The 25,286-nt window shown below is 76.0% G+C and carries 21 protein-coding genes; 15 read left to right on the forward strand and 6 right to left on the reverse strand.

The genetic code is table 11. The features are described 5' to 3' along the window. Nucleotides 1-48: 48 nt before the first annotated feature. Together COO58_RS09315 and COO58_RS09320 are read right to left on the reverse strand one after the other, a co-directional pair. Nucleotides 49-1,764, reverse strand: coding sequence for a DEAD/DEAH box helicase (locus COO58_RS09315; RefSeq protein ID WP_091574181.1), 1,716 nt, complete (start codon nt 1,762-1,764; stop codon nt 49-51). A gap of 115 nt (nt 1,765-1,879) precedes the next feature. Further along, nucleotides 1,880-2,707: a hypothetical protein gene (locus COO58_RS09320; RefSeq protein WP_091574182.1), complete on the reverse strand. Its 828-nt coding sequence runs from the start codon at nt 2,705-2,707 to the stop codon at nt 1,880-1,882. Nucleotides 2,708-2,839: 132 nt separating this feature from the next. Between COO58_RS09320 and COO58_RS09325 the strand changes: the two genes are divergently transcribed. The 3 genes from COO58_RS09325 to COO58_RS09335 all read left to right on the forward strand — a co-directional run bounded on the left by COO58_RS09325 (nt 2,840) and on the right by COO58_RS09335 (nt 5,181). After that, nucleotides 2,840-3,982 (forward strand): sensor histidine kinase, encoded by a 1,143-nt coding sequence (locus COO58_RS09325; protein ID WP_091574183.1) that lies wholly within the window; start codon nt 2,840-2,842, stop codon nt 3,980-3,982. Next, on the forward strand, nt 3,979-4,584 hold the full coding sequence (locus tag COO58_RS09330) for a response regulator transcription factor (protein WP_091574184.1): 606 nt from the start codon (nt 3,979-3,981) through the stop codon (nt 4,582-4,584). Before COO58_RS09325 ends, COO58_RS09330 begins: the two co-directional genes overlap by 4 nt. Nucleotides 4,585-4,647: 63 nt before the next feature. Continuing rightward, nucleotides 4,648-5,181, forward strand: coding sequence for a 2'-5' RNA ligase family protein (locus COO58_RS09335; protein ID WP_098744604.1), 534 nt, complete (start codon nt 4,648-4,650; stop codon nt 5,179-5,181). 37 nt (nt 5,182-5,218) lie between these two features. On the opposite strand, the gene COO58_RS09340 is transcribed toward COO58_RS09335, so the two are convergent. Then, entirely contained in the window at nt 5,219-7,414 is a 2,196-nt protein-coding gene (locus COO58_RS09340) for a family 43 glycosylhydrolase (protein ID WP_098744606.1), read from the reverse strand. A 133-nt stretch (nt 7,415-7,547) separates the two neighbouring features. Between COO58_RS09340 and COO58_RS09345 the strand changes: the two genes are divergently transcribed. The 5 genes from COO58_RS09345 to COO58_RS09365 all read left to right on the forward strand — a co-directional run bounded on the left by COO58_RS09345 (nt 7,548) and on the right by COO58_RS09365 (nt 13,090). Continuing rightward, complete coding sequence (locus tag COO58_RS09345) at nt 7,548-8,291, forward strand: helix-turn-helix transcriptional regulator (protein ID WP_091574187.1); 744 nt, start codon at nt 7,548-7,550, stop codon at nt 8,289-8,291. 232 nt (nt 8,292-8,523) lie between these two features. Next, nucleotides 8,524-9,606: a cytochrome P450 gene (locus COO58_RS09350; RefSeq protein WP_255292567.1), complete on the forward strand. Its 1,083-nt coding sequence runs from the start codon at nt 8,524-8,526 to the stop codon at nt 9,604-9,606. Beyond that, nucleotides 9,603-10,397, forward strand: a complete 795-nt coding sequence (locus tag COO58_RS09355) for an isocitrate lyase/phosphoenolpyruvate mutase family protein (protein ID WP_098744608.1) — start codon at nt 9,603-9,605, stop codon at nt 10,395-10,397. Before COO58_RS09350 ends, COO58_RS09355 begins: the two co-directional genes overlap by 4 nt. A 112-nt stretch (nt 10,398-10,509) precedes the next feature. After that, entirely contained in the window at nt 10,510-11,472 is a 963-nt protein-coding gene (locus tag COO58_RS09360) for a hypothetical protein (protein ID WP_098744609.1), read from the forward strand. Nucleotides 11,473-11,476: 4 nt separating this feature from the next. Next, nucleotides 11,477-13,090, forward strand: coding sequence for an asparagine synthetase B (locus tag COO58_RS09365; protein ID WP_098744611.1), 1,614 nt, complete (start codon nt 11,477-11,479; stop codon nt 13,088-13,090). An 8-nt stretch (nt 13,091-13,098) separates the two neighbouring features. Here COO58_RS09365 and COO58_RS09370 read toward each other — a convergent pair whose 3' ends face one another. Beyond that, nucleotides 13,099-13,965, reverse strand: coding sequence for a transglutaminase domain-containing protein (locus COO58_RS09370; protein ID WP_098744612.1), 867 nt, complete (start codon nt 13,963-13,965; stop codon nt 13,099-13,101). A gap of 131 nt (nt 13,966-14,096) precedes the next feature. On the opposite strand from COO58_RS09370, the gene COO58_RS09375 reads away from it, so the two are divergent. Together COO58_RS09375 and COO58_RS09380 are read left to right on the forward strand one after the other, a co-directional pair. Next, nucleotides 14,097-14,570: a DUF1203 domain-containing protein gene (locus COO58_RS09375; RefSeq protein ID WP_098744614.1), complete on the forward strand. Its 474-nt coding sequence runs from the start codon at nt 14,097-14,099 to the stop codon at nt 14,568-14,570. Between the two features lie 48 nt (nt 14,571-14,618). Continuing rightward, a complete protein-coding gene (locus tag COO58_RS09380) occupies nt 14,619-15,611 on the forward strand; it encodes a carcinine hydrolase/isopenicillin-N N-acyltransferase family protein (RefSeq protein ID WP_098744615.1) in 993 nt (330 codons plus the stop codon). A 50-nt stretch (nt 15,612-15,661) separates the two neighbouring features. Here COO58_RS09380 and COO58_RS09385 read toward each other — a convergent pair whose 3' ends face one another. Next, nucleotides 15,662-17,107 carry an LVIVD repeat-containing protein gene (locus tag COO58_RS09385; protein WP_098744617.1) on the reverse strand — a complete coding sequence of 482 codons (1,446 nt, stop codon included), beginning with the start codon at nt 17,105-17,107 and terminating at the stop codon, nt 15,662-15,664. A 139-nt stretch (nt 17,108-17,246) separates the two neighbouring features. Between COO58_RS09385 and COO58_RS09390 the strand changes: the two genes are divergently transcribed. The 5 genes from COO58_RS09390 to COO58_RS09410 all read left to right on the forward strand — a co-directional run bounded on the left by COO58_RS09390 (nt 17,247) and on the right by COO58_RS09410 (nt 23,387). Then, entirely contained in the window at nt 17,247-17,942 is a 696-nt protein-coding gene (locus COO58_RS09390) for a DUF305 domain-containing protein (RefSeq protein WP_098744618.1), read from the forward strand. Between the two features lie 161 nt (nt 17,943-18,103). Then, complete coding sequence (locus COO58_RS09395; protein WP_098744620.1) at nt 18,104-19,327, forward strand: sensor histidine kinase; 1,224 nt, start codon at nt 18,104-18,106, stop codon at nt 19,325-19,327. Next, entirely contained in the window at nt 19,324-19,989 is a 666-nt protein-coding gene (locus COO58_RS09400; protein WP_098744621.1) for a response regulator transcription factor, read from the forward strand. Before COO58_RS09395 ends, COO58_RS09400 begins: the two co-directional genes overlap by 4 nt. A 147-nt stretch (nt 19,990-20,136) precedes the next feature. Further along, on the forward strand, nt 20,137-20,901 hold the full coding sequence (locus tag COO58_RS09405) for an ABC transporter ATP-binding protein (RefSeq protein WP_098744623.1): 765 nt from the start codon (nt 20,137-20,139) through the stop codon (nt 20,899-20,901). 5 nt (nt 20,902-20,906) lie between these two features. After that, nucleotides 20,907-23,387, forward strand: coding sequence for an FtsX-like permease family protein (locus COO58_RS09410; protein ID WP_098746215.1), 2,481 nt, complete (start codon nt 20,907-20,909; stop codon nt 23,385-23,387). Between the two features lie 117 nt (nt 23,388-23,504). On the opposite strand, the gene COO58_RS09415 is transcribed toward COO58_RS09410, so the two are convergent. Further along, entirely contained in the window at nt 23,505-24,908 is a 1,404-nt protein-coding gene (locus COO58_RS09415) for a serine/threonine-protein kinase (protein ID WP_176558779.1), read from the reverse strand. Nucleotides 24,909-25,286 lie beyond the last annotated feature (378 nt).

The following is a 25,286-nucleotide window of genomic DNA, read 5'->3' on the forward strand; positions in this document are numbered from 1 at the left end:
GCCCCCTGTCAACGCCTCGTGCGTGGCAGGGGGCCCCGCTTAACCGCCTTACCGGTGGTCGTCGCCGTCGCGGTCGCGGCGGACGGTGGCCTTGCGCCCCTTGATGGTGCTGCCCCGCAGCCCTCGGATCACCTCGTCGGCCATCGCCTGCGGCACCTCGACCAGCGAGAACCGGTCCGCGATCTCGATCGAGCCGATGTCGCGCCCGTTGATCCGGGTCTCGCCGGTGATCGCGCCGACCAGGTCCTGCGGCCGTACCCCGGCCCGCCGGCCCAGCCCGATGAAGACCTGCGTGGTGCCCGCGCCCCGGGACCGGGTGCCACCGCGCCGGTCCCGGCTGTCGTACCCCGGTCGCGCCTCCCGGTTCGGACGGACGGCGACCTGGGGGATCTCCTCCTCGTCGGCGGTGCCGGGCAGGGTGGCCTCGTGGGCCAGCCGGACCGCGGCGAGCGCCACCTCCATCAGGTCGAACTCGTCGGTCAGCGACTCGACGACCGCCCGGAACGGCTCCAGGTCGTCCTCCAGCAGCGACTCCCGCACCGCGGCCTGGGTCAGCTCGAAGCGCCGGGTCCGCAGGTCTGCCACCGTGGGGATCTTGTCGACCGAGATCCGCTGGCCGGTGACCCGCTCGATGGTCTTGAGCATCCGATGCTCGCGCGGCTCGGCGAGGGTGATCGCCACGCCCTCCCGCCCGGCCCGGCCCACCCGGCCGATGCGGTGCACGTACGACTCGGGCGCCGAGGGCACGTCGTAGTTCACCACGTGGGTGAGCTGCTCGACGTCCAGCCCGCGGGCCGCCACGTCGGTGGCGACCAGCAGGTCCGCGGTGCCGGCGCGCAGCCGACCCATCACCCGGTCCCGCTGTTCCTGGCTCATCCCGCCGTGCAGCGCCTCGGCCCGGTAGCCCCGGCCGTTCATCGTCTCGGTGAGCCGGTCGACCTCCTCCCGGCTGCGGCAGAACACGATCGCGGCGGTCGGCGACTCCACGTCCAGCACCCGACCCAGCGCGGCCGGCTTGTGCGCCCGCGCCACCAGGTAGGCGCTCTGCCGCACCCGCGGCGCCGCCCCGGCCACCGGCTGCTCCCGCTCGATCCGGATCCGGACCGGGTCGGTCAGGTGCTGGCGGGCGAGCCCGTCGATGCGGGCCGGCATGGTGGCCGAGAAGAGCACCGTCTGGCGGCCCTCGGGGGCGTGCTCCAGGATCGCCTCGATGTCCTCGGCGAAGCCCATGTCGAGCATCTCGTCCGCCTCGTCCAGCACCACCGTGGCCACCGAGCCCAGCCGCAGCGTGCCCCGGGCGATGTGATCGAGGGCCCGGCCGGGCGTCGCCACCACCACGTCCACCCCGTGGTCGAGCGCGCGCAACTGCCGGCCGATCGGCTGCCCGCCGTAGATCGGCAGCACCCGGGCGCCGAGGTCCTTGCCGTAGCGGTGGAACGCCTCGGAGACCTGCACGGCCAGCTCCCGCGTCGGCACCAGCACCAGCGACACCGGGTCGCCGCCCGGCCGGTCCGCCGGCATGCGCTGCAGCAGCGGCAGGGCGAACGCGGCGGTCTTGCCGGTGCCGGTGGCCGCCTGCCCGAGCAGGTCCCGACCGGCCAGCAACGGTGGGATGGCCTCCCGCTGGATCGGGGTCGGCTCCTCGTAGCCGAGGGCGGACAGCGCGCCCAGCAGTTCGGTGCGCAGCCCGAGATCCGCGAAGGCGGTGGCGTCCTCGGCGTCTGCGGGAAGGGCGGGGTCGGTCGGGGTCGGTGCGGAACTCATGTGGCAAGCCTTTCATCACCGCCGGACGGTGGTCGCGGCGACCGGCGTAAACGTTCGCCGCGCCACCCCGGCGTCCGTCCGGGGTGAGCCGGCCCGGCCCCGTGACCGGGCCGGCTCACCCGGACGCGACGGCCAGCAGGGTGGTCACCCCCACCGCCACGTCCAGCGCGATGCACCACTGCGCGTACCCGCGTGGCACCACCCCGTCGGCGCGGTGGTGCCACAGGTCCCAGCCGGCGTGCCCGAGCCAGCCCAGGCCGACGAGCGTGCCGGCGACCCCGGCCGGCGCGGCCAGCGCCACGGCCGCCAGACCGCCCCAGACGGCCAACCCCACGAGCTGGACGGCGAGCTGACGCCGGTCGCCGAACCGCCGTCGCCAGGCGCCGAGGACCAGGTAGCCCCCCGGCAGCACGAGCAGCGTCCACGCGGAGAAGACCGTCGGGGCGAACCACAGGTCGGCGGTCATGAGCAGCGCCAGCCCGACCGGCCAGCGACGGGCCACGGCCGCCGCCACCGGGTGCCGCCGGGGCGGCGCGGCGACCGGGTGGCGGTGCCGCAGCGCCACCAGCGCCATCGCCGGCACCATCAGCAGGTGCCCGCCGAGCAGCAGCGCGTCGTCCCCGACCCACCCCGCCCACCAGGGCGGCAGGAGCAGCAGGAACGGCACGTACATGGCCGCGCTCATCTCCCCGGTGGCGGCCCACGCGTCGCCCCGGTACCACATCCAGGCGACCATGCCCAGCGCCATGTCGGTCGCCATCACCAGCGCGCCCACGTCCGGCCGGGCCAGCACGCCCGCGCCGCCCAGCAGGTCCCCGCCCACCCGCCACAGCGGGCCGAGCAGCACCATCCCGGCCACCATCGCCACGACCATCCCGGCCAGGTGCCGGGTCCGTCCCCACCCGGCCCACCGCCGGGGTACGCCCACCGTCATCTCCGTCATGCCCCGACCCTGCCCGGGCCGGGCGCACCGGGACAGGCGCGTCCGTCACCGGAAATCCGTGCGGGACGCACGGGTGGACCGTGACATTCCGCAGCGGTCCGCCGGCCCCGGCACCACCTAGGATCGGCGGGCATGACAGTCGATTCGGCGGACCACCGGCTGCGCCGGGCCCGGCGGGTCACCCTGCTGTCGCTGGCCACGAACGTGTGGACCACGGTGCTGCTGCCCGCGGCCGGCCTGGCCCGGGAGCCGGATCCGCTGCGGGCGACGCTCGGCGCCGTCGGCCTGCTCGCCTTCACGGTGGCGCAGGTGGCGGTGCTGCACGCGGCGGTGACGCCGTGGCTCGCCACCGCCGCCCGGCGGCGCCGGCACCTCGCCCTGGTGGCGGCCGCGCTGCTCAGCCTGCCCCTGCTCGGCCCGGTCGCGGCGGGCGCGTGGCCCACCTGGGCCTGGTTGGGCGCTTCCCTGGTCGGCATGACACCGCTGCTGCTCCGGCCCGCTGCCGGGGTCCTCGCCGCGACGGGCGTGCTCGCGGTCTCGGCGGTGGTCACCGCGGCGACCGGTGGACCGGTGCCCACCGCGCTGCTGGTCACCGGCGGGGTGGGCGCCGGCATCGCCGCGCTCACCGGGGTGCAGGTCTGGTTCTGGGACGTGCTCGTGGAGGCCCGGCAGGGTCAGGCGGCCCAGGCCCGGCTGGCCGCGGCCGAGGAGCGGCTGCGCTTCGCCCGCGACGTGCACGACCTGCTCGGGCACGACCTCACGGTGATCGCGCTCAAGGCCGAGCTGGCGGAACGGCTGGCGCCGGTGGACGGAGAGCGGGCCGGCCGGGAGGCGGCGGAGGCCCGGCGACTCGCCGCGTCGGCGCTGACCCGGGTACGCGCGGCCGTGCACGGCTACCGCACCGTCGACCTGGCCGAGCAGGTGGCCGCGGTGGGGGAGGTGTTGCGCTCCAGCGGGGTCCGCTGCACCGTGGTGTCGCCGGCGGGCGACCTGCCGGCCCCGGTCGCCGCCGACCTCGCCGCCGTGCTGCGGGAGGCCGGGACGAACGTGCTGCGGCACAGTCGGGCCGGCTGGTGCCGGATCGAGATCACCCGGGAGGACGGCCTGGTGACCCTGACCGTACGCAACGACGGGGTCCGTGACGCCGGACCGGACCGGCTCAGCGGCGGCCTGCGCGGGCTGGCCGACCGGCTCGCCCCGGCCGGCGGACGCGTGCGGGCGTCCGTCGAGGACGGCGTGTTCAGCCTGGTGGCGACCGTGCCGGTGACGTCGTGATCCGGGTCCTGCTGGCCGACGACGAGGAGCTGATCCGGCTGGCGCTGGCCGCCCTGCTCGACCTGGAACCGGACATCGAGGTGGTCGCGCACGCCGCCGACGGCCGCGCCGCCCTGGCCGCGGCGCTGGCCCACCGCCCCGACGTCGCCGTGCTCGACCTGGAGATGCCGCCGCCGGGCGGCGTGGCGGTCGCCGCCGAGCTCGCCCGGGCGCTGCCCGCGTGTGCTCCGGTGATCCTCACCGGGCACGGCCGGCCCGCCCAGCTTCGGCCGGCGCTGGCCGCCGGCGCCCGTGGCTTCCTCGCCAAGGGCGCTCCGGGCGGCGCGCTGGCCGACGTGATCCGCCGGGTGCACTCCGGCGCGCGGTACGTCGACCCGGCCCTCGCCGCCGACGCGCTGACCCTGCCCGAGTGCCCGCTGACCCCGCGCGAGCTGGAGACGCTCCGGCTGGCCGAACTCGGCACCCCGGTCGCGGTGATCGCCCGACGTACCCACCTGGCCGCCGGGACGGTCCGCAACCACCTGAGCGCGTGCGTGCAGAAGCTCGGCGCCGCCGACCGGGCCGAGGCGGTCCGGCGGGCCCGGGAGGCGGGATGGCTCTGATCCGTCCCGGTCGGCCTGCCCTTCGGGGCGTCGTGGCTGACCGGCGGCGACTAGCCTGATCATGTGCGGACGGTCGAGTTGCTCTGCTCGCCGGAGCTGGACGCGGCGGTGCGGGCGGCCTGGGACCGGCTCGCCGCCGCCGGCCTGCCCAGTCTGGCCCGCAACACGCACCCGACGAACCGGCCGCACCTGACGCTCGCCTCGGTCGACGAGTTCCCGCCCGGCGCCGAGCAGCGCCTGGCCGACCTCTGCGACGCCGCGCTGCCGCTGCCGGTGCGGCTGGACCGGCTGGCCGTCCTCGACGGCAGCGCCCCGCTGGTCTGGCTGGTCCACCCGACACCGCAGCTGGTCGCGCTGCACGGCGCGGTCTGGGACGTGCTGGCCGAGGCGTCCGGCCCGCATCCCTGGCACCTGCCCGGGCGCTGGGTGCCGCACCTGAGCCTGGCGTTGCGGTTCCGGGGCGCGGACCGCCGGCGCGCCCGGGCGGTCGCCGGGGCGGACCGCCCGACCGGCGCGTTCGTGGCGGCCCGCAGCTACGACGGGGACACGCGCACGGTCACCGAGCTGGCCGGGACCTGCCCGCGTCCGGACCGCTGAGCGGGGCCGCCCGCGAGGTGCGGGCGGCCCCGGCGGGTCAGCGGTGGAAACGCAGGTAGTCGAACTCGGCCGTCACGGCGGGCGTGGCGCCGCCGTGCGCGACCAGCCCGATGCGGGGCGTGGTGTCGGCCGGGAACGTCCACACCGCCCCCCACGTCCAGTGCTTCCCGTCGCGGCTGGAGCCGGCGCGGAACTCGTGTTCCCCGGTGACCCGGTCGACGTGGTGGGCCAACCGCAGCCAGGTGGTGGTGCCCGGCGTGCCGACGATGCTGCCGCCGTACACCGGCTGCCCGGCGAAGGGCAGCTCGTAGCCGTACTCGACCTGACGGGTGTTCCAGATCGCCACCTGGGTCAGCCGGGCGAACCGGTCGTCGTCGACGTACGCGACCAGGCCCGCCTGCTGGTAGTTGCGGACCGTGTCCTCGCCCAGGTCGAGCGTCACCTTCGTCTCGGCCACGTAGTCGCCGGTGGGCGCGTCGCGCAGCAGCACCCCGGCGGTGTTGCCGGTGCCGGACAGGTCGGCGTCCTGCACCGGCCAGCGCAGCGCGCCGCCGGTCACGGTCGCGGCCGGGTCCTGGCGCACCCACTGCCAGGCCGGGTCGAGCCCACCGGTGAACTCGTCGGAGAAGCCGCGCAGCACCGGGCCGACCCGGGGCGGCGCGACCGGGTGCCGGACCGGGCGGTACAGCCGGGCGACGCTGACGTTGTCGAACTCGGCCGGTCCGTCCTGGGCCCGCAGGGTCAGCGCGCCGGTCGCGGGGCGGGGGAGCCGGAGCGACACCCGGGCGACCGGGTCGCCGAGGCGGGACGGGCTGAGCGTGGCGACGAGCTGCCGGCCGCGTACCTCGATCGCGAGGGTGTGCCGGTCGGTCAGATCGGCGCCGGCGGGCAGCGGTGTGCCGGCGCTGCCGGCGGTCAGCCGGCCGCCGCCGACCCGGACGTCAACGCCGCCGAGCCGCAGCCCGGCGGTGGTCGCGCCGGTCAGTCGCAGGTCGGTCTCCGCCCGCAGGTCGCCGCCGATCCGGGTACGCGAGGCCAGCGCCCCGGTGCCGGTGAGCACCCCGCCGGCCGCCCGCCACATGCCGCTCTCGACCCGCCAGTCGCGCAGGTCGGCAGTGGCGAAACGGGCGTCGATCCGGCCCGTGGTGACGGGTGCGGGGCGGGCGCCGTCGGAGGGGCCGGCGCCGGCGTTCACCGTCGGCCAGCCGTCGATCCAGTCGAGCCGGTCCAGCAGCATCGGCCGCTCGTTGACGCCGAACGGCTCGTCCAGGTAGGGGTCGGCCCGGTCGATCGCGTGGTAGGCGATCCAGTCCTGCCCGGACAGGTCGGTGAGCACGGCGTTGTGGCCGGTGCCGATCCAGCGGTTGCCGTTCTGGGTCAGCACCGGGGTGCCGCCGGCGCGGGAGACGTCGAGGCGCTGGCCGTCGCGGTCGGTGAACGGGCCGCGTGGGTCACGGGCCCGGCCGACCTGGACGGAGTAGCCGGTGGCCGGACCGGCGCAGCAGTTGGCGGTGGAGGCGAAGAGGTAGTACCAGCCGTCGCGGCGCAGTACGTAGGCGCCCTCGAACTTGTTGTCGACGGCGACCGGGGTCGGCGTGCCGACCGCGCGCAGGCCGTCGGGGGACAGTTCGGTGACCGCGATGCCGCCGTAGTAGCTGCCGTAGTAGAGCCAGGACCGGCCGTCGGCGCCGGTGAGCTGGCTCGGGTCGATGGTCCACAGGTAGCCGCCGCCCGCGCCGGGGCGCGGGGCGACCACCGGCTCGTCGGCGAACGTCCACGGTCCGGCGGGGCTCGGCGCGGTGGCCACCCCGACCGCGGTGTCGAAGGTGTCGGCGGAGACGGTGGTGTCGGTGACGGTCATGTACATGACCCACCGCCCGCCGAGCCGGCGGACGTCGGGCGCCCAGAACGCGGCGCCCGGCGCGGCGAACGCGGGCCGCTGGTCGGGGGCGAACGCGTCGCCGACGTAGCTCCAGTCGACCAGGTCGGCGGAACGGGCGATCGGCACCCGGTGCGGTGTTCCCTCGCCCTCGCGCAGCGGGTCGGAGGTGCCGAAGGCGTACCAGAGTCCGTCGTCGCCGCGGACCACGACCGGGTCGGCGAAGGTGTCGGCGAACCCGGCGGAGACCGGGTTGCGGTAGCGGTCGGGCCCGGCGGCGGGCGCGGGTGACGCGCCGGCGAGCAGAAGGGTGAGGACGGCGGCGAGCACGCCGCCACGGCGGAGGTGTCCCATCAGGCCTGCCTTGGAGGTAGACGGAGGTCACTGCGGTGCACCCGTTTGTACAACGTTGGATACAACGATGTAAAGAACCGCCGCGCGCCACCTTCCGGTCCGGCCCGAACCGTGGCCGTGCCAGCATGGTCCGATGACCACCCGCGCCGACGGCCGAGGGCTGGCCGGACTCGCCGCCCTGCTCGCCGATCCCACCCGGGCCGAGTTCTGTCTCGCCCTGCTCGACGGACGCGCCTGGACCGCCGGTGAGCTGGCCCGCCGCGCCGGCGTCGCGGCCTCCACCGCCAGCGACCACCTCACCCGGCTGGTGCGCGGCGGCCTGCTGGCCGAGGAGCGGCAGGGCCGGCACCGGTACGTCCGCCTCGCCGACCCGTCGGTCGCCCAGCTCCTCGAGGACCTGACCGCGCGGGCGCCCGCCCCGGCCACGTCGCCCCGCACGTTGCGCGCCGCGTCGGCCGGCGCCGCCCTGGCGTACGCCCGGACCTGCTACGACCACCTCGCCGGGCGACTCGGCGTGCTGCTGCACGACGCGCTGCTCGCCCGCGGTGTGCTGGACCGGGCCGGCGGCCTCGCGCTCACCCCGGCCGGGATGTCCTGGCTGGCCGAGATGGGCGTGCCGGTCGAGCCGCTGCGCGCCGCCCGTCGACCGTTGGTGCGCGACTGTCTGGACTGGACCGAACGACGGCCGCACCTGGCCGGCGCGCTCGGCGCCGCGTTGTGCGGGCGCTTCCTCGACCTCGGCTGGACCGCGCGGGGGACCGGTCGGGCGGTGCGGCTCACCCCGGCCGGGCGGGACGGGCTCGCCGCCGCCCTCGCGCTCGACCCGGCGCTCCTCGCCCCGCCCGCCTCCCGCGACACCGGCCCCGCCCGCGCCTGACCCGTCCGGCTCGGCCCGTCCGGCTCGGCCCGTCCGGCTCGGCCCGTCCGGCTCGGCCCGTCCGGCTCGGCCGTCCGGCTCGGCCCGTCCGGCTCGGCCGGGCGGGGTCCGGGTGATCGACTCCAGTTCGGCGAGGTGGTGGGGTCGGCGTGCCCCTGATGCCGCCACCTCCCCGATCTGGCGCGCCGATCGTTCGGTCGGGACCGAACGATCACCGCCCTACGGTCGGGTGGTGGACCTACCGACGATCACGGCCGCTCCGGGCACGCCGACCTGCGGACCGCCGACCCGAGGCGACGACGGCTGGCTGGTCACCCGGCACGCGGACGTCACCGCCGCCCTGACCGATCCCCGCTGCGTGGTGCCGCCCGCCGGGCCGCCCGGCGCCGCCGGCTCGCTGGCCTGGCTGCGCGCGTCCGTCAGCCGCTTCAGCCCACCGGAGCGCCACCCCGGCCGGCGGGCGATCGCGGTGGCGGCGCTGGACGACCTCGACCCGCGGGACCTGTCCCTGGCCGCCGCACGGCGGACCGGCGAGATCCTCGACCGGTCGGCGTCGCCCGTACCGCCCCTGTTAAGAGGGGTCCCCTCCTCTACCGGAGGCGTTAACAGGGGGCCCTTCCTTACATCCCGGGTGGAGGTGATGGGGGCGCTGGCGCGGGGCGTGCCGCTGGTGGTGCTGGGGGAGCGGCTCGGCCTGGCGGATCCGGCGGCGGCCGCGTCGGCGGTGACGACGGTGGCCGCCGCCTACCATCCCGGCGCCGAGCCGGCGGCGGTCACGCGGGCCGACCGGGCGGTGGCCGCGTTGGTGGCGATGTCGCCGGCGGCCCCGCCCGAGGTGACCGCGAACCGGATCGGGCTGCTGGTGCAGGCCGCCGACGCCACGGCCGGGCTGATCGGCGCGGCGGTCCGGCACGGGCTCGCCGCGCCGGCCGGGCTCGCCACCGTCGCGCTGCTCGCCGAGGTGCTGCGGCTCGACCCACCGGTACGCGCCACCCGCCGGGTCACCACCGCCGCACTCGACCTGGGCGGCCGGCCGATCCGGGTCGGCGAGCCGCTGCTGCTCCGCTTCGACGCGGCGAACCGGGACCCGGCCGTCCATCCGGAGCCGGACCGGTTCGTGGTCGACCGGGCCGGTGGGGTGCTGACGTTCGGCGCCGGCGTCCGGGGCTGCCCGGGGTCGCGGCACGCGCTCGCCCTGGCCGCCGGCGTGGTCGACGTGCTGCGCCGCCGCTGCGCACCCGTCGACGCTCCGGTCAGCTACGCCCCGCATCCGACGCTGCGCGTCCCGACCCGTCTCGAGGTGACCCTGCGATGACCGACCGCCACGCGGCCTTCCGCGCGCTGCACCGGCCCGGCCGCCCCCTGCTGCTGCCCAACGCCTGGGACCACGCGTCCGCGGCGGCGCTCGCCGCCCGGGGTCACGCCGCGATCGGCACGACCAGCCTCGGCGTCGCGGCGGCCGCCGGTCGGCCGGACGGCGCCGGGGCGACCCGGGCCGAGACCCTGGACCTGGCCCGTCGCCTGCGGCACCTGCCGGTGCTGGTCACCGTCGACGTGGAGGACGGCTTCGACGAGGAGCCGGCGGCCGTGGCCCGCTACGTCGGCGAGCTGGCCGCCCTGGGGGTGGTGGGGGTGAACCTGGAGGACGGCCGCCCGGACGGCACCCTGACCCCGGCGCCGCTCGTCGCGGCGAAGATCGCGGCGGTACGCGCGGCGGCGCCAGGGCTCTTCGTCAACGCCCGCACCGACGCGTGGTGGCTGGACGTGCCGGCGCCGCTGGCCGAGGCACGGCGCCGGGCGGCGGCGTACCGGGCGGCGGGGGCCGACGGCTTCTTCGTTCCCGGCGCGCCCGACGACACGATCGGCACGCTGGTGGCGGAGGCCGGACTGCCGCTGAACGTCCTGCACCGGCCGGGCGGGCCGGACCTGGATCGCCTGGGCCGGCTCGGGGTGGCCCGGGTGAGCACCGGTTCGCTGCTGTTCCGGGCGGCCCTGGGCGCGGCGTTGCGCCGGGTCGACGCGGTCGCCGCCGGGGCGGACACCGGCGAGCCGATCCCGCCGGGGTACGCCGAGGTGCAGCAGCTGTCGCGGCGGTTCGCCACCTGATCGGGCACCTTCGGAGGAGATAGGAGGATTGTTCTCGGAGGTACCTTCTCTGGCGATTACGGTGAGTGCAGGTTTCATCACGCCGTGTCCTGCCCGAGAGGGGACGGAGACCATGCGAGTGCCCAGCCGAAGCCCCGGTCGCCAGCCCGGTCCCGCCGTCGCGTCCACCGCCCCCGCCGCCCGCCGGCTGCCCGCCGGAGGGCGGCGGACCACCGCCGCGCCCGACCTGGCCGCGTACCGGTCGGCCGTGGCGGAGCTGCTGGTCGAGGTGGGCGCGCTGGCCGACGCGCCGTCGACCACCGCCCGACAGGTGCTGCTCGACCAGCGGCTGCGCGAACCGGCCGTCGCGGCGGTCCTCGACGCCACGCCCCAGGGACTGGTCGGCGCCCGGGAGACGCTGCTGCTGGAGATGGCCCGCTACCAGCCCAACGCGCGCAGCTCCGCGCACGACCTCACCGCGCTGGTCCGGATCTACCTGCTCTCCCGCATCGACGTGCTGTGGTGGCGGGACAGCCCCACCTTCCTCACCGACGAGCAGGTCCGCACCAGCACCGAGCTGGTCGACCTGGAGTGGCTGCGCCGCCGCGGCCTGCTCGACTTCCGCTACCAGGAGCAGCCCGCCACGGTGCTCGGGCGGGGCCTGCGGGCGGTCCGCCGCCGGCTGCGCCCGGACGCCACGCCCCGCACCGCGGGCCTGCTGTTCCGCCGCGCCCGCCGCGAGATGATCGCGTTCCTCAACGACCTGGGCCGGGAGTTCGCCGCGGCCGGCCCGCCCGGCACGCCGCCGCTCTGGGTGACCAGCCTGGCCCGCAGCGCCGAGCACCAGTACCGGCTGCGCCGGCTGGGGTACGCCGCCATGGTGCCCAGCGGGCACTGCCTCGGCTGGGCGGCCGACGTCGAGCTGGCGTGGTACGAGCGCTTCGGCGCCCGCACCACCCTGGCCGGGCTGCTGCTGGCCCGGCAGGAGGCCGGCGAGATCAACGTCATCGACGAGGGGCAGGCCTGGCACGTCTGCCTCGCGCCGGCGGCCCGCCGCCGGTTCCGGCGGGCGTACGAGGCCGAGATGGGGGTGTGACCCGGTGTGCGGGATCGCGCTGAGCATCGGCCCCGAGGCCGACCCGGCCACCTTCCGGCGGATGCTGGCCGCGCTCGCCCCGCGCGGGGAGGTCACCGAGACCCGGCAGGAGAACGGGCTGCTGGCCGGCGTGCGCCGGTTGCGGATCGTGGACCGGGACCGGGCCGTGCAGCCCTGGGTCGCGCCGGACGAACGGCACCTGCTCTGCTTCAACGGCGAGATCTTCAACCACCACGAGCTGCGCGCCGAGCTGACCCGGCTCGGGCACGAGTTCCGCACGCTCGGCGACACCGAGGTGGTGCTCGCCGCGTACCGCCAGTGGGGCGGGGACGCGGTGCGCCGGCTGCGCGGCGAGTACGCGTTCGTCGTGGTCGAACGCGACGGTGGCCGGGCGTACCTGGCCCGCGACCCGCTCGGGGTGAAGCCGCTCTACTGGTCCCGCGTGCCCGGCTGCCTGCACCTCGCCTCCGAGGTGAAGGCGCTGGTCGGGCACGGCGCCCCGATCAATGAGGTGCCGCCCGGGCACCACGGCTGGGTCGAACCCGACGGCCCGGTCCGGCCGCGCCCGCACGTGGACCTGCTCACGCTCGGCGCCGGGCTGCCGGTGATCGACGACCCGGACGAGGCCGCCCTGCTCGTCCGGGTCGCGCTCACCGACGCCATGCGGATCCGGTTGGACACCGACCTCACCGTCGGGGTGGTGCTCTCCGGCGGCCTGGACAGCTCGCTGGCGCTGCTGCACGCCCGGGAGCTGCACCCCGACTGCGTGGCGGTGACCATCGGCGTCCCGGACAGCCCCGACGTGGCGTACGCGCGGCGGCTCGCCGCCGACCTCGGCGTGCCCCACGAGGTGATCGAGCTGCGCCCGCGCGACATCCGGCTGGCCGACGTGCGCGAGGCGATCCGGATCTCCGAGCTGACCGAGTACGGCGACATCATCAACGCCGTGGTCTCGATGCCGATCTTCCGGCGGCTGCGGGAGCTGGGCGTGAAGGTGGTGCTCACCGGCGACGGCTCGGACGAGGTGTTCGGCGGCTACCCGATGTACCACCGGGTCGGGCCGGAACGCTCCCGCCGGCTGTTCCTGCACAAGATCCGCAACCTGTGCCGGACCGAGTTGCAGCGGGTGGACCGGGCGAGCATGGGACACGGCGTGGAGGCGCGGGTGCCGTTCCTCGACCTCAGCGTCGTCGAACTGGGGATGCGACTGCCGCTGGACCTCAAGCTGCGCGACGGGCAGGAGAAGTGGATCGTCCGGCGGGCGTTCGCCGACCTGCTGCCCGACTACGTCCGGCGACGGCCGAAGAACCCGATGTCCTACTCGTCGGGCCTGCACGAACGCGCCCGGCTGTACAAGCCGCTCTTCGCCCGGCTGCACCGCGCCTTCGGTTACGACCTGCTCGAACCGGTCCGGCGGGACTTCGACAGCGTGCTCACCCGGTGCGGCAACGACCTCGACCGGGCCATCGCCGAGGGCCTGGCCCGGCCCGACTACACGGTGCTGGAGCACGCCCGCGACCTCGTCGGCGCCGCCCGGTGGAACGCCGCCCCGATGGTGCGCCGGCTGGTCAACCCGCGCCGCACGCGGGGCGGGGACGAGGCGCCCCTGCCGGGGTAGGCCGGGGCTCAGCGGCGCAGGTCGACGGTGGTGACCGTGCCGGTGACCGGGTCGACGCTGCGGACCGTCCCGTCCGGGCGCAGCCGGGTGTCCGACGCGTACCGGTCGGCCAGCTCCCGCTCGGCGGCGGCGTCACCGGCGTCGGCGGCGAGCAGCAGCGCGGCGATCTCGTCGGTGAGCGCGAGGTCGGCCTCGGTCGGGTCGTCGCTCATCGTGCCGAAGCCGTCCCAGAGCAGCAGCTCGTCCTTGCGCCGGTGGGCCAGCTCGTGCAGCACGTAGACGCGGACGAACCAGGCGCCCCGGATCGGCAGCGCCGGGTCCACCCCGTACCGGTCCGGGTCGACCCGGCCCGCCCGGTACGCCGTCCAGACCCGGGCCGCCGAGTCGAAGTGCCCCGCCTCCGGGTCGATGTCGTAGCCGTCGAACGGCCGGGGGTCGGCGGGGTTCAGCTCCGGATCGGCCCAGACCCAGCGCTCGCCGTTCCACCACTCCGCCAGCACGTGGTCGTGGTGCCAGCCCGGCACGAAGTAGCTCGCGAAACCGACCCGGCTGCGGGCGGGCACGCCGTGCTGGCGCAACGCGGCGACGGTGAGCAGCGTGTGGTCACGGCAACAGCCCGCGACCCGCTCCGCGACGGGTCGCGGCGCGCTCAGCGGCAGCGGGAACCGGGACTGGTCGGTGTCGAGGATCCGGTCCAGCCAGCGCAGGTTGGCCTCGCCGCGCCGGTCGTCGGACAGCTCGACGCCGCCGGCGCGGTAGTGGACGATCACGTTGCGGGCGGCCGCCGCGGCGCCGGCGACGTCGCCGGGGACCGCGTCGAGCAGCGCGGCGTGGTGGCGGGGATCGCTGTACGGGGAGTGGGTCCGATAGTCCATCAGTCGATTGTCGACCGGGGCGGCGGTGCCGCGGGTGCCCGGACGGCGGCCGGGCGGCCGGAATCTCCGGCGGGTAACGCCAGGTCCGATGGCCGCCAGCGCCACGGCCGGCGCCGGGCCAGGCTGGACGGGTGACGACGACCCGTACCGCCTTCCTGATCCGCCCGCTGCCGGCCGAGTTCCTGGCCGACCTGCGCCGCACCGACCGCGACGCCGGCGGGCAGCCGCCGCAGCGGCACCGGGCCGGCGGCGGCGAGCCGCTGCGCTGCTGCCTGCGCGACGCCGAGGCGGGCGAGCCGCTGCTGCTGTTCGGGTACGCGCCGCCGCTGCCGCCCGGCCCCTACCGGGAACTCGGGCCGGTCTTCGCGCACGACGCGGCCTGCGCCGGGCCGGCGGAGGTGACGGCCTACCCGGTCGGCTGGCGCGGACGGCCGCAGGTGCTGCGGGCGTACGACCGGCGGGGCCGCATCGTGGGCGGCCGCCGGCACGACGGCGGCGCGCCGGAGGCGGTGGTCGCCGAGCTGTTCGCCGACCCGGCGGTGGACGTCCTGCACAGCCGCAACGTGGTGTACGGCTGCTGGATGTTCGCGGTCGTCCGGGGCTGACCGGTTCCTCGATGGACACCGGCCGCCGTCTCTCCTAGCGTCGCGGGTATGCGCAGGACGCTGGTCGCCACCGGGCTCGCGGTGCTCCTGATCGCCACGGCGTGCGCCGACGGCCGTGGGGCGGGCGGCGCGCCCGCGGCCGGCACCCCGACCGCCTCCCGGCAGGACCCCGACCAGGTCGCGCGGACCCTGGCCAGCCTGCGCCGGGTCGACGACCTGCCGCTGTACGAGATGACCTACGTCGGCGACTACGACCCGACCGTGGGGGTGCCGGGCGCCACCCCGCCCAGCCCGTTCGGTTGCTCGCTGTTCGCCGCGCTGGCCGACCGGGACCGCCCGCTGTTCGCCCGCAACTTCGACTGGGAGCCGAACCCGGCGCTGGTGCTGCGCACCGACCCGCCGGACGGGTACGCCTCGATCTCGCTGGTGGACATCTCCTACCTCGGGGTCGCCGCCGACCCGGCCGGGGACCGGCGGCTGCTCGACGCGCCGCTGCTGCCCTTCGACGGGATGAACGAGCGGGGCCTGGCGGTCGGGTTGGCCGCCGACGACGGCGCGCGGGCCGACCCCGTGCCCGGACGCCCCACCGTGGGTTCGGTGCGCATCCTGCGGCTGGTGCTCGACGGGGCCGCCACCGTGGACGAGGCGGTCGGCGTCTTCGCGCGGCACAACCTGGACTTCGCCGGCGGGCCGGCGTTGCACTACCTGCTCGCGGACGCGACCGGGGCGTCCGCCGTGGTCGAGTTCGTCGACGGGAGCATGCGCGTCGACCGCCGCCGGGATCCGTGGCAGGCGCTGACCAACGTGCCGACCGTCGGGGTCAGCGACCGGGACCTGCGGCGCGACCCCCGGTACGGGGTGCTGGCGACGGAGCTGGACCGGGTCGGTGGCGCGCTGGACGCCGCCGGGGCGCTGCGCCTGCTCGCCGCCGTCCGGCAGGCGCACACCCGCTGGTCGGTGACGTACGCGCTGCGCAGCGGTGAGGTGCGGGTGGTCACGGCGGGCGGCGGGATCCGGGACTACCGGTTACCGATGAGCTGACCCGGGCCCGGCGCCCCGAGGGGACACCGGGCCCGGCGACGGTCAGCGGGTCACCAGCTCAGGTAGCCCGTCTGGGTCTGCACGTTCAGCTCCGGCACCAGGAGGAACTGGGCCAGCCAGGTGCGCGGGTCACGCAGCTCCAGCACGTCCAGTCCCTTCTGGATGTCGCTGGAGTAGATGTGACCGTTGTACCAGTAGGCCGACCAGGACCCGCCGGTGCGCAGCTGCGTGGCGTCCAGCGGCCCGCGCTCCCAGTAGGCGATCTCCTTCGGCTGACGGGAGTCGGTGAAGTCCCACACCGAGATGCCGCCCTGGTACCAGGCCTGGACCATGATGTCGCGGCCGGGCACCGGGATCAGCGAGCCGTTGTGCGCCACGCAGTTCTCGGTGTCCGCGTTGACCCGCGGGATCTTGTAGTAGCTGCGGAACTCCAGCTTGCGGGCGTCGCCGCGGCCGGTGATGTCGTAGATGGCGTCCGCGCCGCGGTTCGGCCCGACCACCTCGTTGCAGGTGGCCGCGCCGCCGCCGCCCAGCTCGTCGGTGAAGACGACCTTGGTGCCGGCGTTGTTGAACGTGGCCGAGTGCCAGAACGCGAAGTTCTCCGCGTCGGTGACCCGTTCGATCACCCGGGGCGCCTCGCGGTTCTTGATGTCCAGCAGGACGCCGTCACCCATGCACGCGCCCGCCGCCAGGTCCTTCGACGGGTACGCGGTGATGTCGTGGCAGCCGGTGGTCGCGGACGTCTGGCCCGGGATGCCCGGGTAGCCGCCGTCCGGGAAGAGGTTGGGGGTGGCGACCACGGACGCCGAGGTGGGGCTCTTCACCGGGACCTTGACGATGGAGATCGAGTCGTGCGGCGGCTGGCAGTCCGGGAACTCGGCCCGCGGGCTGTACGAGGAGACGTACAGGTAGACGTTGCGCCGGTCCTTGCCCGGCACCAGCGTGTGGGTGTGCGAGCCGCAGGCCGTCTCCACCGACTTGATGTAGCGCGGGTTGCGCTTGTCGCGGATGTCGAAGATCTTGATGCCCTCCCACGACTCCTTGACCGACGCCGGCTGGCTGGTGCTGGCGCACGAGTCGTCGTTGCGGGAGGAGTCGGTCGACAGGAAGAGCAGGTTCCCGTGGACCGAGATGTCGTTCTGCGAGCCGGGGCAGAGCACCTGCGAGACGATGGTCGGCCGGCTCGGCCGGGAGACGTCGTAGATGACGAAACCCTCGTAGTTGCCGGCGAACGCGTACCGGCCCTGGAAGGCGATGTCGGTGCCGAGGGCGGACGTGGTGTCGAAGGGCGCCTGCTTCGGCAGGTTGGCCACCTGCCGCAGGTTGGGGCTGCTGGAGATCTCGTCGACACCGGGGACGGCGCTGTCCACGGTGGCCGGGGCCGCCCGGGGGACCTCCTGCGCGCTGCTCGGCGGCGCGGCGATCACAACGGCGAGCAGCAGGCCGGCGGCGGCGAGACCGACGATACGGGTACGGGACGTGCGGATGCTGATCATCGGCAACACCCTTCGAAAGGGGGATGATGATTCGCCACACCTTACCGACTTACGACGTCCATCAATGTGATCCCGGTCACATCCGGGAACTTTCGTCTATGGATAGGATCGCTGTCACCTCGACCGGAGGGAGGGTCGTATGACCGGCCGGCAGGCACGCGTGTGGTGGGCCGTCACAGCGCTCGCAGCGCTCCTGGTGATCGGCGGGCTGGCCCTGACCGGGCGCGGCGACACCCGCCCGGCGGCGACCCGGCCGAGCCCGGCCGGCGCCGTCCCGAGCCCGACGGGCGAGTTCTCCGCCCCGCCCGTGCTGGTCCCCGGCCGCCCGGGCGAGTCGGCGGCCACCCGCCCCGCCGCCGAGGTCCGCGACGCCGCCCCGCCGCGGTGGAACGGCCTGGACGTCTGGTACGTGCGGATGATGATCCCGCACCACGAGCAGGCGCTGGAGATGGCGAAGCTCGCCCCCGACCGGGCCGCCGACCCCCGGGTGCGGGCCGTCGCCGACCGGATCCGGGCCGCCCAGGGGCCTGAGGTCGGCGTGCTGCGCGCCTGGCTGAGCACCCGTGACCTGCCGGCCGAGGTGGCCGGCCACGACCACGCCACCATGCGCGGGATGCAGTCCGCCGAGGCCATGCGGCAGCTCGCGGACGCCCGGGGCGCGGCGTTCGACACGTTGTTCGTGCGGATGATGACCGCCCATCACCAGGGCGCGGTGGTGATGTCCACCGATCTGCTCAAGGTGGGCGCCGACCAGGTCATGCAGGAGTTCGCCAACGCCGTCGCGGTCGAGCAGTCCGCCGAGATCACCCGCATGCGCGCCCTCCTCCCCTCCTGACCCCCCACCCCACCGAAACCGTCGATCATGAAGTTGGCGGCGACATATCGGACGGCCAAGGCAGTCAACTTCATGATCGACGGGTTCGCCGTCGGTGGGGCGGTGACGGCGGGGGCGGCTGACGCGGTGGGCATCGACGCGCGCGCCACCCCGTACGCTGGGTGACCGTGGACCGCCTGATCCTCGGCCGCCCGCTGCGCGGTGTCGCCTTCGACGCCGCCGTCTCCGGGCTGGTCGTCCTCGTCGCCGTGCTGGGCCTGCTGGCCGAGCAGGGCGGCCTGCCGGCGTTCGCGGTCGGCGTGGCGATGGCGGCGGTGCTGTTCTTCCGGCGGACCCACCCGTCCCTGGTCGCCGTGGCGGTGGCCGCGCTCGCGCTGGCCCAGGTGGTCGTCGGCTGGGGGCCGCTCGGCTACGACATCGGCGTGCTGATCGCCCTCTACAGCGTCGTCAAGTACGCCGACCGGCTGCGCGACGGCATCCTGGCCGGGATCGGCGCGGCGATCGGCGTGCTGCTCGCCTCGCTCCAGATGCCCAACGCGGCGTACTGGTGGGCGGGGGCGCTCTACTACGGCCTGGTCACCGGCGCGGTCTGGCTGGTCGGGCTGAACGTGCGGACCCGGCGGCTCTACGTGCTCAGCCTGGAGGAGCGGGCCGCGACGCTGGAGCGGGAGCGGGAGGCGGAGTCCCGGGCGGCGGTGGCCGAGGAGCGCACCCGCATCGCCCGGGAGCTGCACGACGTGGTGGCGCACAGCATGGCCGTGATGATCGTGCAGGCGGACGGCGTGCGGTTCACCCTGGACCGGGACCCGGCGACCGCGCGGGAGGCGGCGAAGGTGGTGGCGGACACCGGCCGGCAGGCGCTGGAGGAGATGCGGCGACTGGTCGGGGTGCTGCGCGAGCCGAGCCGCCCGGAGCCGCCCCCGGTGACCGACGAGCCGGCCGCCGAGCCGGCGCACCGGCGTCCCGCGCTGGTGGAACTGCCCGCGTTGCTCGACCGGTTCCGCGCCGCCGGGCTGCGGATCGCCTGCTCCGGCGCCGGCACCCCGGTGGCGCTGCCGCCCGGCCTGGAGCTGACCGTCTACCGGGTGGTGCAGGAGAGCCTGACCAACGCGCTCAAGCACGCCGGCGTGGGGGCGTCGGTCGAGCTGACGCTCGACTGGGACGCCGACGCCGTCGTGGTCCGGGCCGTCGACGACGGGCGCGGCCGTCCGGTGGTGCGGCCGGCGCCGTCCGGCGGGCACGGCCTGGTCGGCATGCGGGAACGGGTCGGGGTGTACGACGGCAGCCTCGCCGCCGGACCGACGCTGGCCGGCGGTTGGCGGGTGGAGGCGCGACTGCCGCTGCCCGCGCCGGCCGGCACCGAGGAAGGGAGCGCGGCGGCGTGACCGTGCGGGTGATGATCGTCGACGACCAGGCCCTGGTCCGCGCCGGGTTCCGAATGGTGCTCGACTCCCAACCCGACCTGGCCGTGGTCGGTGAGGCGATCGACGGCGCGGACGCGCTGCGGGTCCTGGACCGGGTCGAGGCCGACGTGGTGGTGATGGACCTGCGGATGCCCACCATGGACGGGGTGGAGGCGACCCGGCGGATCTGCGCCCGTCCCACCGGCGGGCGTCCCCGGGTGCTGGTGCTCACCACGTTCGACACCGAGGCCGACGCCTTCGCCGCGCTGCGCGCCGGGGCGAGCGGCTTCCTGCTCAAGAACGTGCCGCCGGAGGACCTGCTCGCCGCGATCCGGGTGGTCGCCGAGGGCGACTCGGTGGTCGCCCCGTCGATCACCCGGCGACTGCTCGACCGCTTCGCCGGCCAGCTCGGCCCCGCTCCGGCGGAGGATCCGCGACTGGCCCAGCTGACCGAGCGGGAGCGGGAGGTGCTTCTCCTCGTCGCGCAGGGGCTGTCCAACGCGGAGATCGCCGGGCGGGTGCACGTCGCGGAGGCGACGGTGAAGACGCACGTGGGCCGGATCCTGGCCAAACTCCAGCTCCGCGACCGGGTCCAGGCCGTCGTGCTGGCGTACGAGAGCGGGCTGGTCACGCCCGGCGGATGACCCGGCGTACGCCTCGGGTCGTACGGGTCCGCCCGGTCGGGGCGACCGGGGGAGTACCGAGGTCGCGCGCGCGGGTGGAGATGCCCGCCCGGGTGCCGGCCATAGCGTCGGAAGGGTCAGCAGACCGTCTCCGACAGGAGCACCACGTTGTCCGCAACCCCGACCACCGGCGTCGCCGTCGCCGCCCGTGCGCTGCGCATGGAGTACGGCGCCGGGCCGAACCGGGTCGTCGCCCTCGACGGCGTCGACCTCGACCTGGGCGCCGCCCGGTTCACCGCCGTGATGGGTCCCTCCGGCTCCGGCAAGTCCACCCTGCTGCACTGCCTCGCCGGCCTGGACCGGCCGTCGGCCGGCACCGTCCGCATCGGCGAGGCCGACCTGGCCCGCCTCGACGACCGTCGGTTGACCCGGCTGCGCCGGGACCGGATCGGCTTCGTCTTCCAGAGGTTCAACCTGCTGCCCACGCTCACCGCGCGGGAGAACATCGTCCTCCCGTTGGCCATCGCCGGCCGGCGACCCGATCCGGCCTGGTTGCGGCAGGTGGTGGCCGCCGTCGGCCTGACCGACCGGCTCGACCACCGGCCGGCGGAACTCAGCGGCGGGCAGCAGCAGCGCGTCGCGGTGGCCCGCGCACTGGTCACCCGGCCGTGGGTCGTCTTCGCCGACGAGCCGACCGGCAACCTGGACTCCCGTTCCGGCGCCGAGGTGCTGCGGCTGCTGCGCGAGGCCGTGGACGCCCTCGGTCAGTCCGTCGTCATGGTCACCCACGACCCGGCCGCCGCCGCGTACGCCGACCGGGTGGTCTTCCTGGCCGACGGCCGGCTCGTCGACGACGTGCACGCCCCGACCACCGCCCGGGTCCGCGAGGCGCTGAGCCGGCTCGAACCGGCCGCGACCCCGGTGGGGCGGTGACCGGGATGCTGCGCCTGACCCTGCGCCAGATCCGCGCCGACGGCCTGCGGCTGCTGCTGTCGTCGCTGGCGGTCGTGCTCGGCGTCGCCTTCGTCGCCGGCACCCTGATGGTCACCGACGGCATGCGGGCCGGGGCGTACGCGCGCGCCGGCGCGTTCGACCGGCACACCGACCTGGCCGCCTACGCCGGCCGGGTGCCCCTGTCGCCGGCCCTGGTCGACCGGGTCCGCGCGGTGGACGGGGTCGCCGCGGCCGCGGGGGAGCTGACCGGCAGCGCCGGGGTGGTCGGCGCCGACGGCCGGCCCGTGCTCGGCTACGCCGTGCTCGCCGCGATCCCCACCGAGCCGGCCCTGCAGTCGTACGACGTGGTCGCCGGCCGGCTACCGCAGCGCGCGGGCGAGCTGGTGCTGGACGAGAAGACCGTCGCCGAGCAGCGCTTCACCCTCGGCGGGCCGGTGTCGGTCGGCGGGGTCGGCGGGGCGGCCCGGGCGTACACCCTGGTCGGCGCGGTCGACGTCGCCGGCACGTCGCGCGACGTCGGCGGGCCGTTCATCGGCCTGGTGGGCGCCGACGCCCTCGCGGTCGGCGGCGACGGTGGTTACGGGCGGATCATGGTGGCCGCGCGCCCCGGGGTGGACACCCGGGCGCTGGCCGACCGGGTCCGGGCGGTGGTCGGCCCGGGCGTCACGGTCCGGGACCGCGCGGCCGTCCTCGACGCGGCGGTCGCCGACGCCGTGCGCGACCTGCGGCAGTTCGAGCTGCTGCTGGGCACCTTCGCGGCGGTGGCGGTGGTGGTCGCCGGCTTCGTGATCGCCAACACGTTCGCCATCGTGCTCGCGCAGCGGTCCCGGCGCACGGCGTTGCTGCGCCTGGTCGGCGCGACCCGGGGGCAGGTCTACCGGGCCACGCTGGTCGAGGCGGCGCTGACCGGGCTGGTCGCCTCGACGGTCGGGGTGGCGGTGGGCACGGCGCTGGCCGCCGGTCTCGGCGCGTTGCTCGGGGCGACCGGAGCGACGGCCGCCGGCGGGGTCACGGTGACGACCCGGACGGTGCTGCTCTCCCTGGCCCTGGGCACGCTGCTCACCGTGCTGGCGGCCGCGTTGCCGGCCTGGCAGGGCACCCGGATCGCGCCGGTGGCCGCGCTGACCGACGCGGCGACCCGGCCCGCCCGCCCGGCCGGCCGGATCCGGCTCGGCGTCGGGGCGCTGGTGCTCGTCGCCGGGGTGGCGGCGCTGCTCGGCGCGGGGGCGACCGGCCAGGTGCCGTTGGTGGCGGCCGGCGGGTTGCTGGCCTTCGGCGGCATCGTGGCGTTCGGCCCGGTGCTGGTGCCGGCGCTGGTGCGGGCGCTCGGCGCGCCGGTGCGCGCGGTGGTCGGCGCGCCGGGCACCCTGGCCGTGGCGAACGCGGTGCGCAACCCGCGCCGGGTCGCGGCCACCGCCACCGCGATGGTGATCGGGATCGGTCTGGTCTCGGCCTTCGTGGTCGGCGCGGGCAGCGTCAAGACCGGCATCGAGCGCGCGGTGGACGCCCGGATCGGCGTTGACTTCCTGGTCACCGGCATCGGCGGGGAGCTGCCGGCGCCGCTGGCCGGCGAGCTGGCCGCCCGGCCGGAGCTGGGCGTCGTACACGAGCAGCGCAGCCGGGTGTCCGACGGCGTGCAGGTGCGGGCCGCCCACCCGGCCCTGGTCCGGCGGACACTGTCCGCGGTGGACGCCGGCGACCTCGGCGCGTTCGGGCCGGGCTCGGTGCTGGTGCACCGCGAGCTGGCCGCCGCCCGGGGCTGGACCGTCGGGGACACCGTCACCGTCGCCGGGCGTCCGTTCCGGGTCGCCGCCGTGGTGGCCGAGGACCGGCCGGCCCTGGCCGGCAGCCCGGTGCCCGACGGGCATGTGGTGGACGTCGTCGACGCGGACTTCACCCGGTTCTTCCCCACCGAACGCGGCCACCTGGCCGAGGTGGATCCGGCCGCCGGGGTGGACGTGGACGTCGCCCGGGCCGCCGTGGAGTCGGTGGTCGCCCGCTACCCGACGGTCAACGTGATGGACCAGGCCGCCTACAAGAAGATGCTGACCGGCACCGTCGACATGGTGCTCGGTCTCGTCACGGCGCTGCTCGGCCTGGCCGTGGTGATCTCGCTGGTGGGGGTCGCCAACACGCTGAGCCTCTCGGTGGTGGAGCGGACCCGGGAGAACGCCGTGCTGCGGGCGGTCGGCCTGAGCCGGGGCGGGATGCGGGCGGTGCTCGCGGTCGAGGCGGTGCTCACCGCGTCGGTCGGCACGCTGCTCGGCGTCGCGCTGGGCGTCGGGGTCGCCGCCGGGGCGATGGCCGTGGTGGCCCGCATCGGCGGGGACTTCACGCTGGTGCTGCCGTGGGGACGGCTCGGTCTGATCGTCGCGGTGGCGGTGCTCGCCGCCCTGCTCGCCTCGGTCCTGCCGGCCCGGCGGGCGCTGTCCCGGCCGGTGGTGGCGTCGCTCGGCGCCGACTGACGTCGGCCACCGTCGTCCGGACGCCGACGAGCCGGTCCCGCCTCGACGGCAGGACCGGCCCGGTGCGTGCCTGCGGACGGGTCGGTCCCGACGCGCGGTCGGGCCGGCCCGGATCGCTCAGGGGCGGGAGACGGGTTGGCCGCCGGTCCCGCCCTCGCCTTCACCCTCGCCACCGCCGGCGGGGGCGGTCGTGGTGGTGGTCTCGGTCGGCGTGGCGGGATCGGTCGGCGTCGAGCTGGTGGCCGGCGGGCTGCTGGGCGCGGTCGGCGGCGTCGACGGGGCGCTCGACGGGCTGGGCTGGCCCGAGGCGCTCGGCGAGGCGCTCGGCGTCACCGAGGTGGACGCCGAGGGCTTGCCGCCCGGGCCGACCGGGCGGTAGGTGTAGTCGTCCTCGACCGTCGACGGCCCCTCGGTGACGGCGGTGTCGGCGACGGAGTTGCTCGGCGCCACCGCGGGTGCCGTGGAATCGAGCTGGGTGGCCGGCGCCTCCGCGTCCTTGGCGGCGGCCACCAGCGCGCCCAGCGCGGTCACCGCCACCAGCACGGCGCCCAGTGCGCCGACCAGGGTGCCGCGACGACTGCGGCGGCGCGCCGGCGCGACCGCGGCGGCCGGCCGGGCGACCGGCTGGTCGTCGCGGGTCCGCCCCGGCCCGGCCGCGCCGCGCAGGGCGACCGGCACCGTCGCGGCGGGCGACTCGGCGCGCGCCGCCCGGGCCGCGTCGGCCATCGCGGCGGCGCTCGGGTAGCGGTCGGCCGGGTCCTTCGCCAGCGCCCGGGCGACCAGCTCGCGCACCGCCGCCGGGATCTCCGCCGGCAGCTCCGGCGGCGCGTCGTCGAGGTGCCGCACCGCGACCTGGAGCGGGTTGTCCCCGGTGAACGGCGGGCTGCCGGTGAGGCAGCAGTAGGCGACCGCGCCGAGCGCGTAGACGTCCGTGGCGCCCGAGACGGGGCGGCCGGCGGCCTGCTCGGGGGCCATGTAGAGGGCGGTGCCGGGCACCGCGTTCGTGCTGGTGATGCTGGTGACGTTGGTCGACCGGGCCACCCCGAAGTCGACCAGGACCACCGTGCCGTCCTCCTGCACCAGCAGGTTGCTCGGCTTGACGTCGCGGTGGACGATGCCGCGGCCGTGCGCCCCGTGCAGCGCCTGGGCCACCTGGGCCACGATCGACATGGTCTCGGCGACCTCGAGCTGCCCGGCCGCCTCGATCCGCCGGGACAGCGGCTCACCGGCGACGAACTCCATGACCAGGTAGTCGGCCCGGCTGCCGTCGGGCAGTTCGTCCTCGCCGCAGTCGAACACCTGCACCACGCCGGGGTGGCGCAACGACGCCATGATCCGCGCCTCGGAGCGGAACCGGGCGATGAAGTCGGGATCGGAAACCAGCGCGGGAAGGAGCACCTTCACCGCGACCGGCCGACCGAGCACCAGGTCGGTGGCACGCCAGACGTCGCCCATGCCGCCGGTGGCGACACGGTCTTCCAGGCGGTACCGACCGCTGAGTACGACGTCGGAGGTGAGCATTCCCATACCGTACCCACCGCGGCCCCGGAGTATTTCCCGCGATCTCTCCCGTCGCGGCCGGCGAGCGGTTCCGGACCGATCATCCGAACGGCCGAGGCCGGTTTCGGCCGTGGGCGCACCGTGACCGACCGGGTACGATCGGCCAGAATGTGTCCGGACGGCGGCGGATGTCCGGCTCGGTGAGTCGGGAACCGCCCGTTTCCTCCGGATCGGCAGCGACCGGGCGGTGGTCTTCGTTACACCGACACGCCGATCCACTCGGTAGACATTTCTCTCCCTTTTCCCGGCTCTTCGTGGCTTGCCGGTCGGCGGGATCCCCTCCTAGCGTTGGCCCGGCTCCCGGCCGCCCCACGACGTCGGTACGGTATGTCCGCCGAC

This window comes from Micromonospora sp. WMMA1996 (genome assembly GCF_002573675.1).
Taxonomy (GTDB): domain Bacteria; phylum Actinomycetota; class Actinomycetes; order Mycobacteriales; family Micromonosporaceae; genus Micromonospora; species Micromonospora sediminicola.

What these genes read in the sequence shown, in the direction of transcription:
- COO58_RS09315 (WP_091574181.1), bottom strand. Translation starts at nt 1,764, where the DNA reads ATGAGTTCCGCACCGACCCCGACCGACCCCGCCCTTCCCGCAGACGCC.
- COO58_RS09320 (WP_091574182.1), bottom strand. Translation starts at nt 2,707, where the DNA reads ATGACGGAGATGACGGTGGGCGTACCCCGGCGGTGGGCCGGGTGGGGA.
- COO58_RS09325 (WP_091574183.1), top strand. Translation starts at nt 2,840, where the DNA reads ATGACAGTCGATTCGGCGGACCACCGGCTGCGCCGGGCCCGGCGGGTC.
- COO58_RS09340 (WP_098744606.1), bottom strand. Translation starts at nt 7,414, where the DNA reads ATGGGACACCTCCGCCGTGGCGGCGTGCTCGCCGCCGTCCTCACCCTT.
- COO58_RS09345 (WP_091574187.1), top strand. Translation starts at nt 7,548, where the DNA reads ATGACCACCCGCGCCGACGGCCGAGGGCTGGCCGGACTCGCCGCCCTG.
- COO58_RS09355 (WP_098744608.1), top strand. Translation starts at nt 9,603, where the DNA reads ATGACCGACCGCCACGCGGCCTTCCGCGCGCTGCACCGGCCCGGCCGC.
- COO58_RS09360 (WP_098744609.1), top strand. Translation starts at nt 10,510, where the DNA reads ATGCGAGTGCCCAGCCGAAGCCCCGGTCGCCAGCCCGGTCCCGCCGTC.
- COO58_RS09370 (WP_098744612.1), bottom strand. Translation starts at nt 13,965, where the DNA reads ATGGACTATCGGACCCACTCCCCGTACAGCGATCCCCGCCACCACGCC.
- COO58_RS09380 (WP_098744615.1), top strand. Translation starts at nt 14,619, where the DNA reads ATGCGCAGGACGCTGGTCGCCACCGGGCTCGCGGTGCTCCTGATCGCC.
- COO58_RS09385 (WP_098744617.1), bottom strand. Translation starts at nt 17,107, where the DNA reads ATGATCAGCATCCGCACGTCCCGTACCCGTATCGTCGGTCTCGCCGCC.
- COO58_RS09390 (WP_098744618.1), top strand. Translation starts at nt 17,247, where the DNA reads ATGACCGGCCGGCAGGCACGCGTGTGGTGGGCCGTCACAGCGCTCGCA.
- COO58_RS09410 (WP_098746215.1), top strand. Translation starts at nt 20,907, where the DNA reads ATGCTGCGCCTGACCCTGCGCCAGATCCGCGCCGACGGCCTGCGGCTG.
- COO58_RS09415 (WP_176558779.1), bottom strand. Translation starts at nt 24,908, where the DNA reads ATGCTCACCTCCGACGTCGTACTCAGCGGTCGGTACCGCCTGGAAGAC.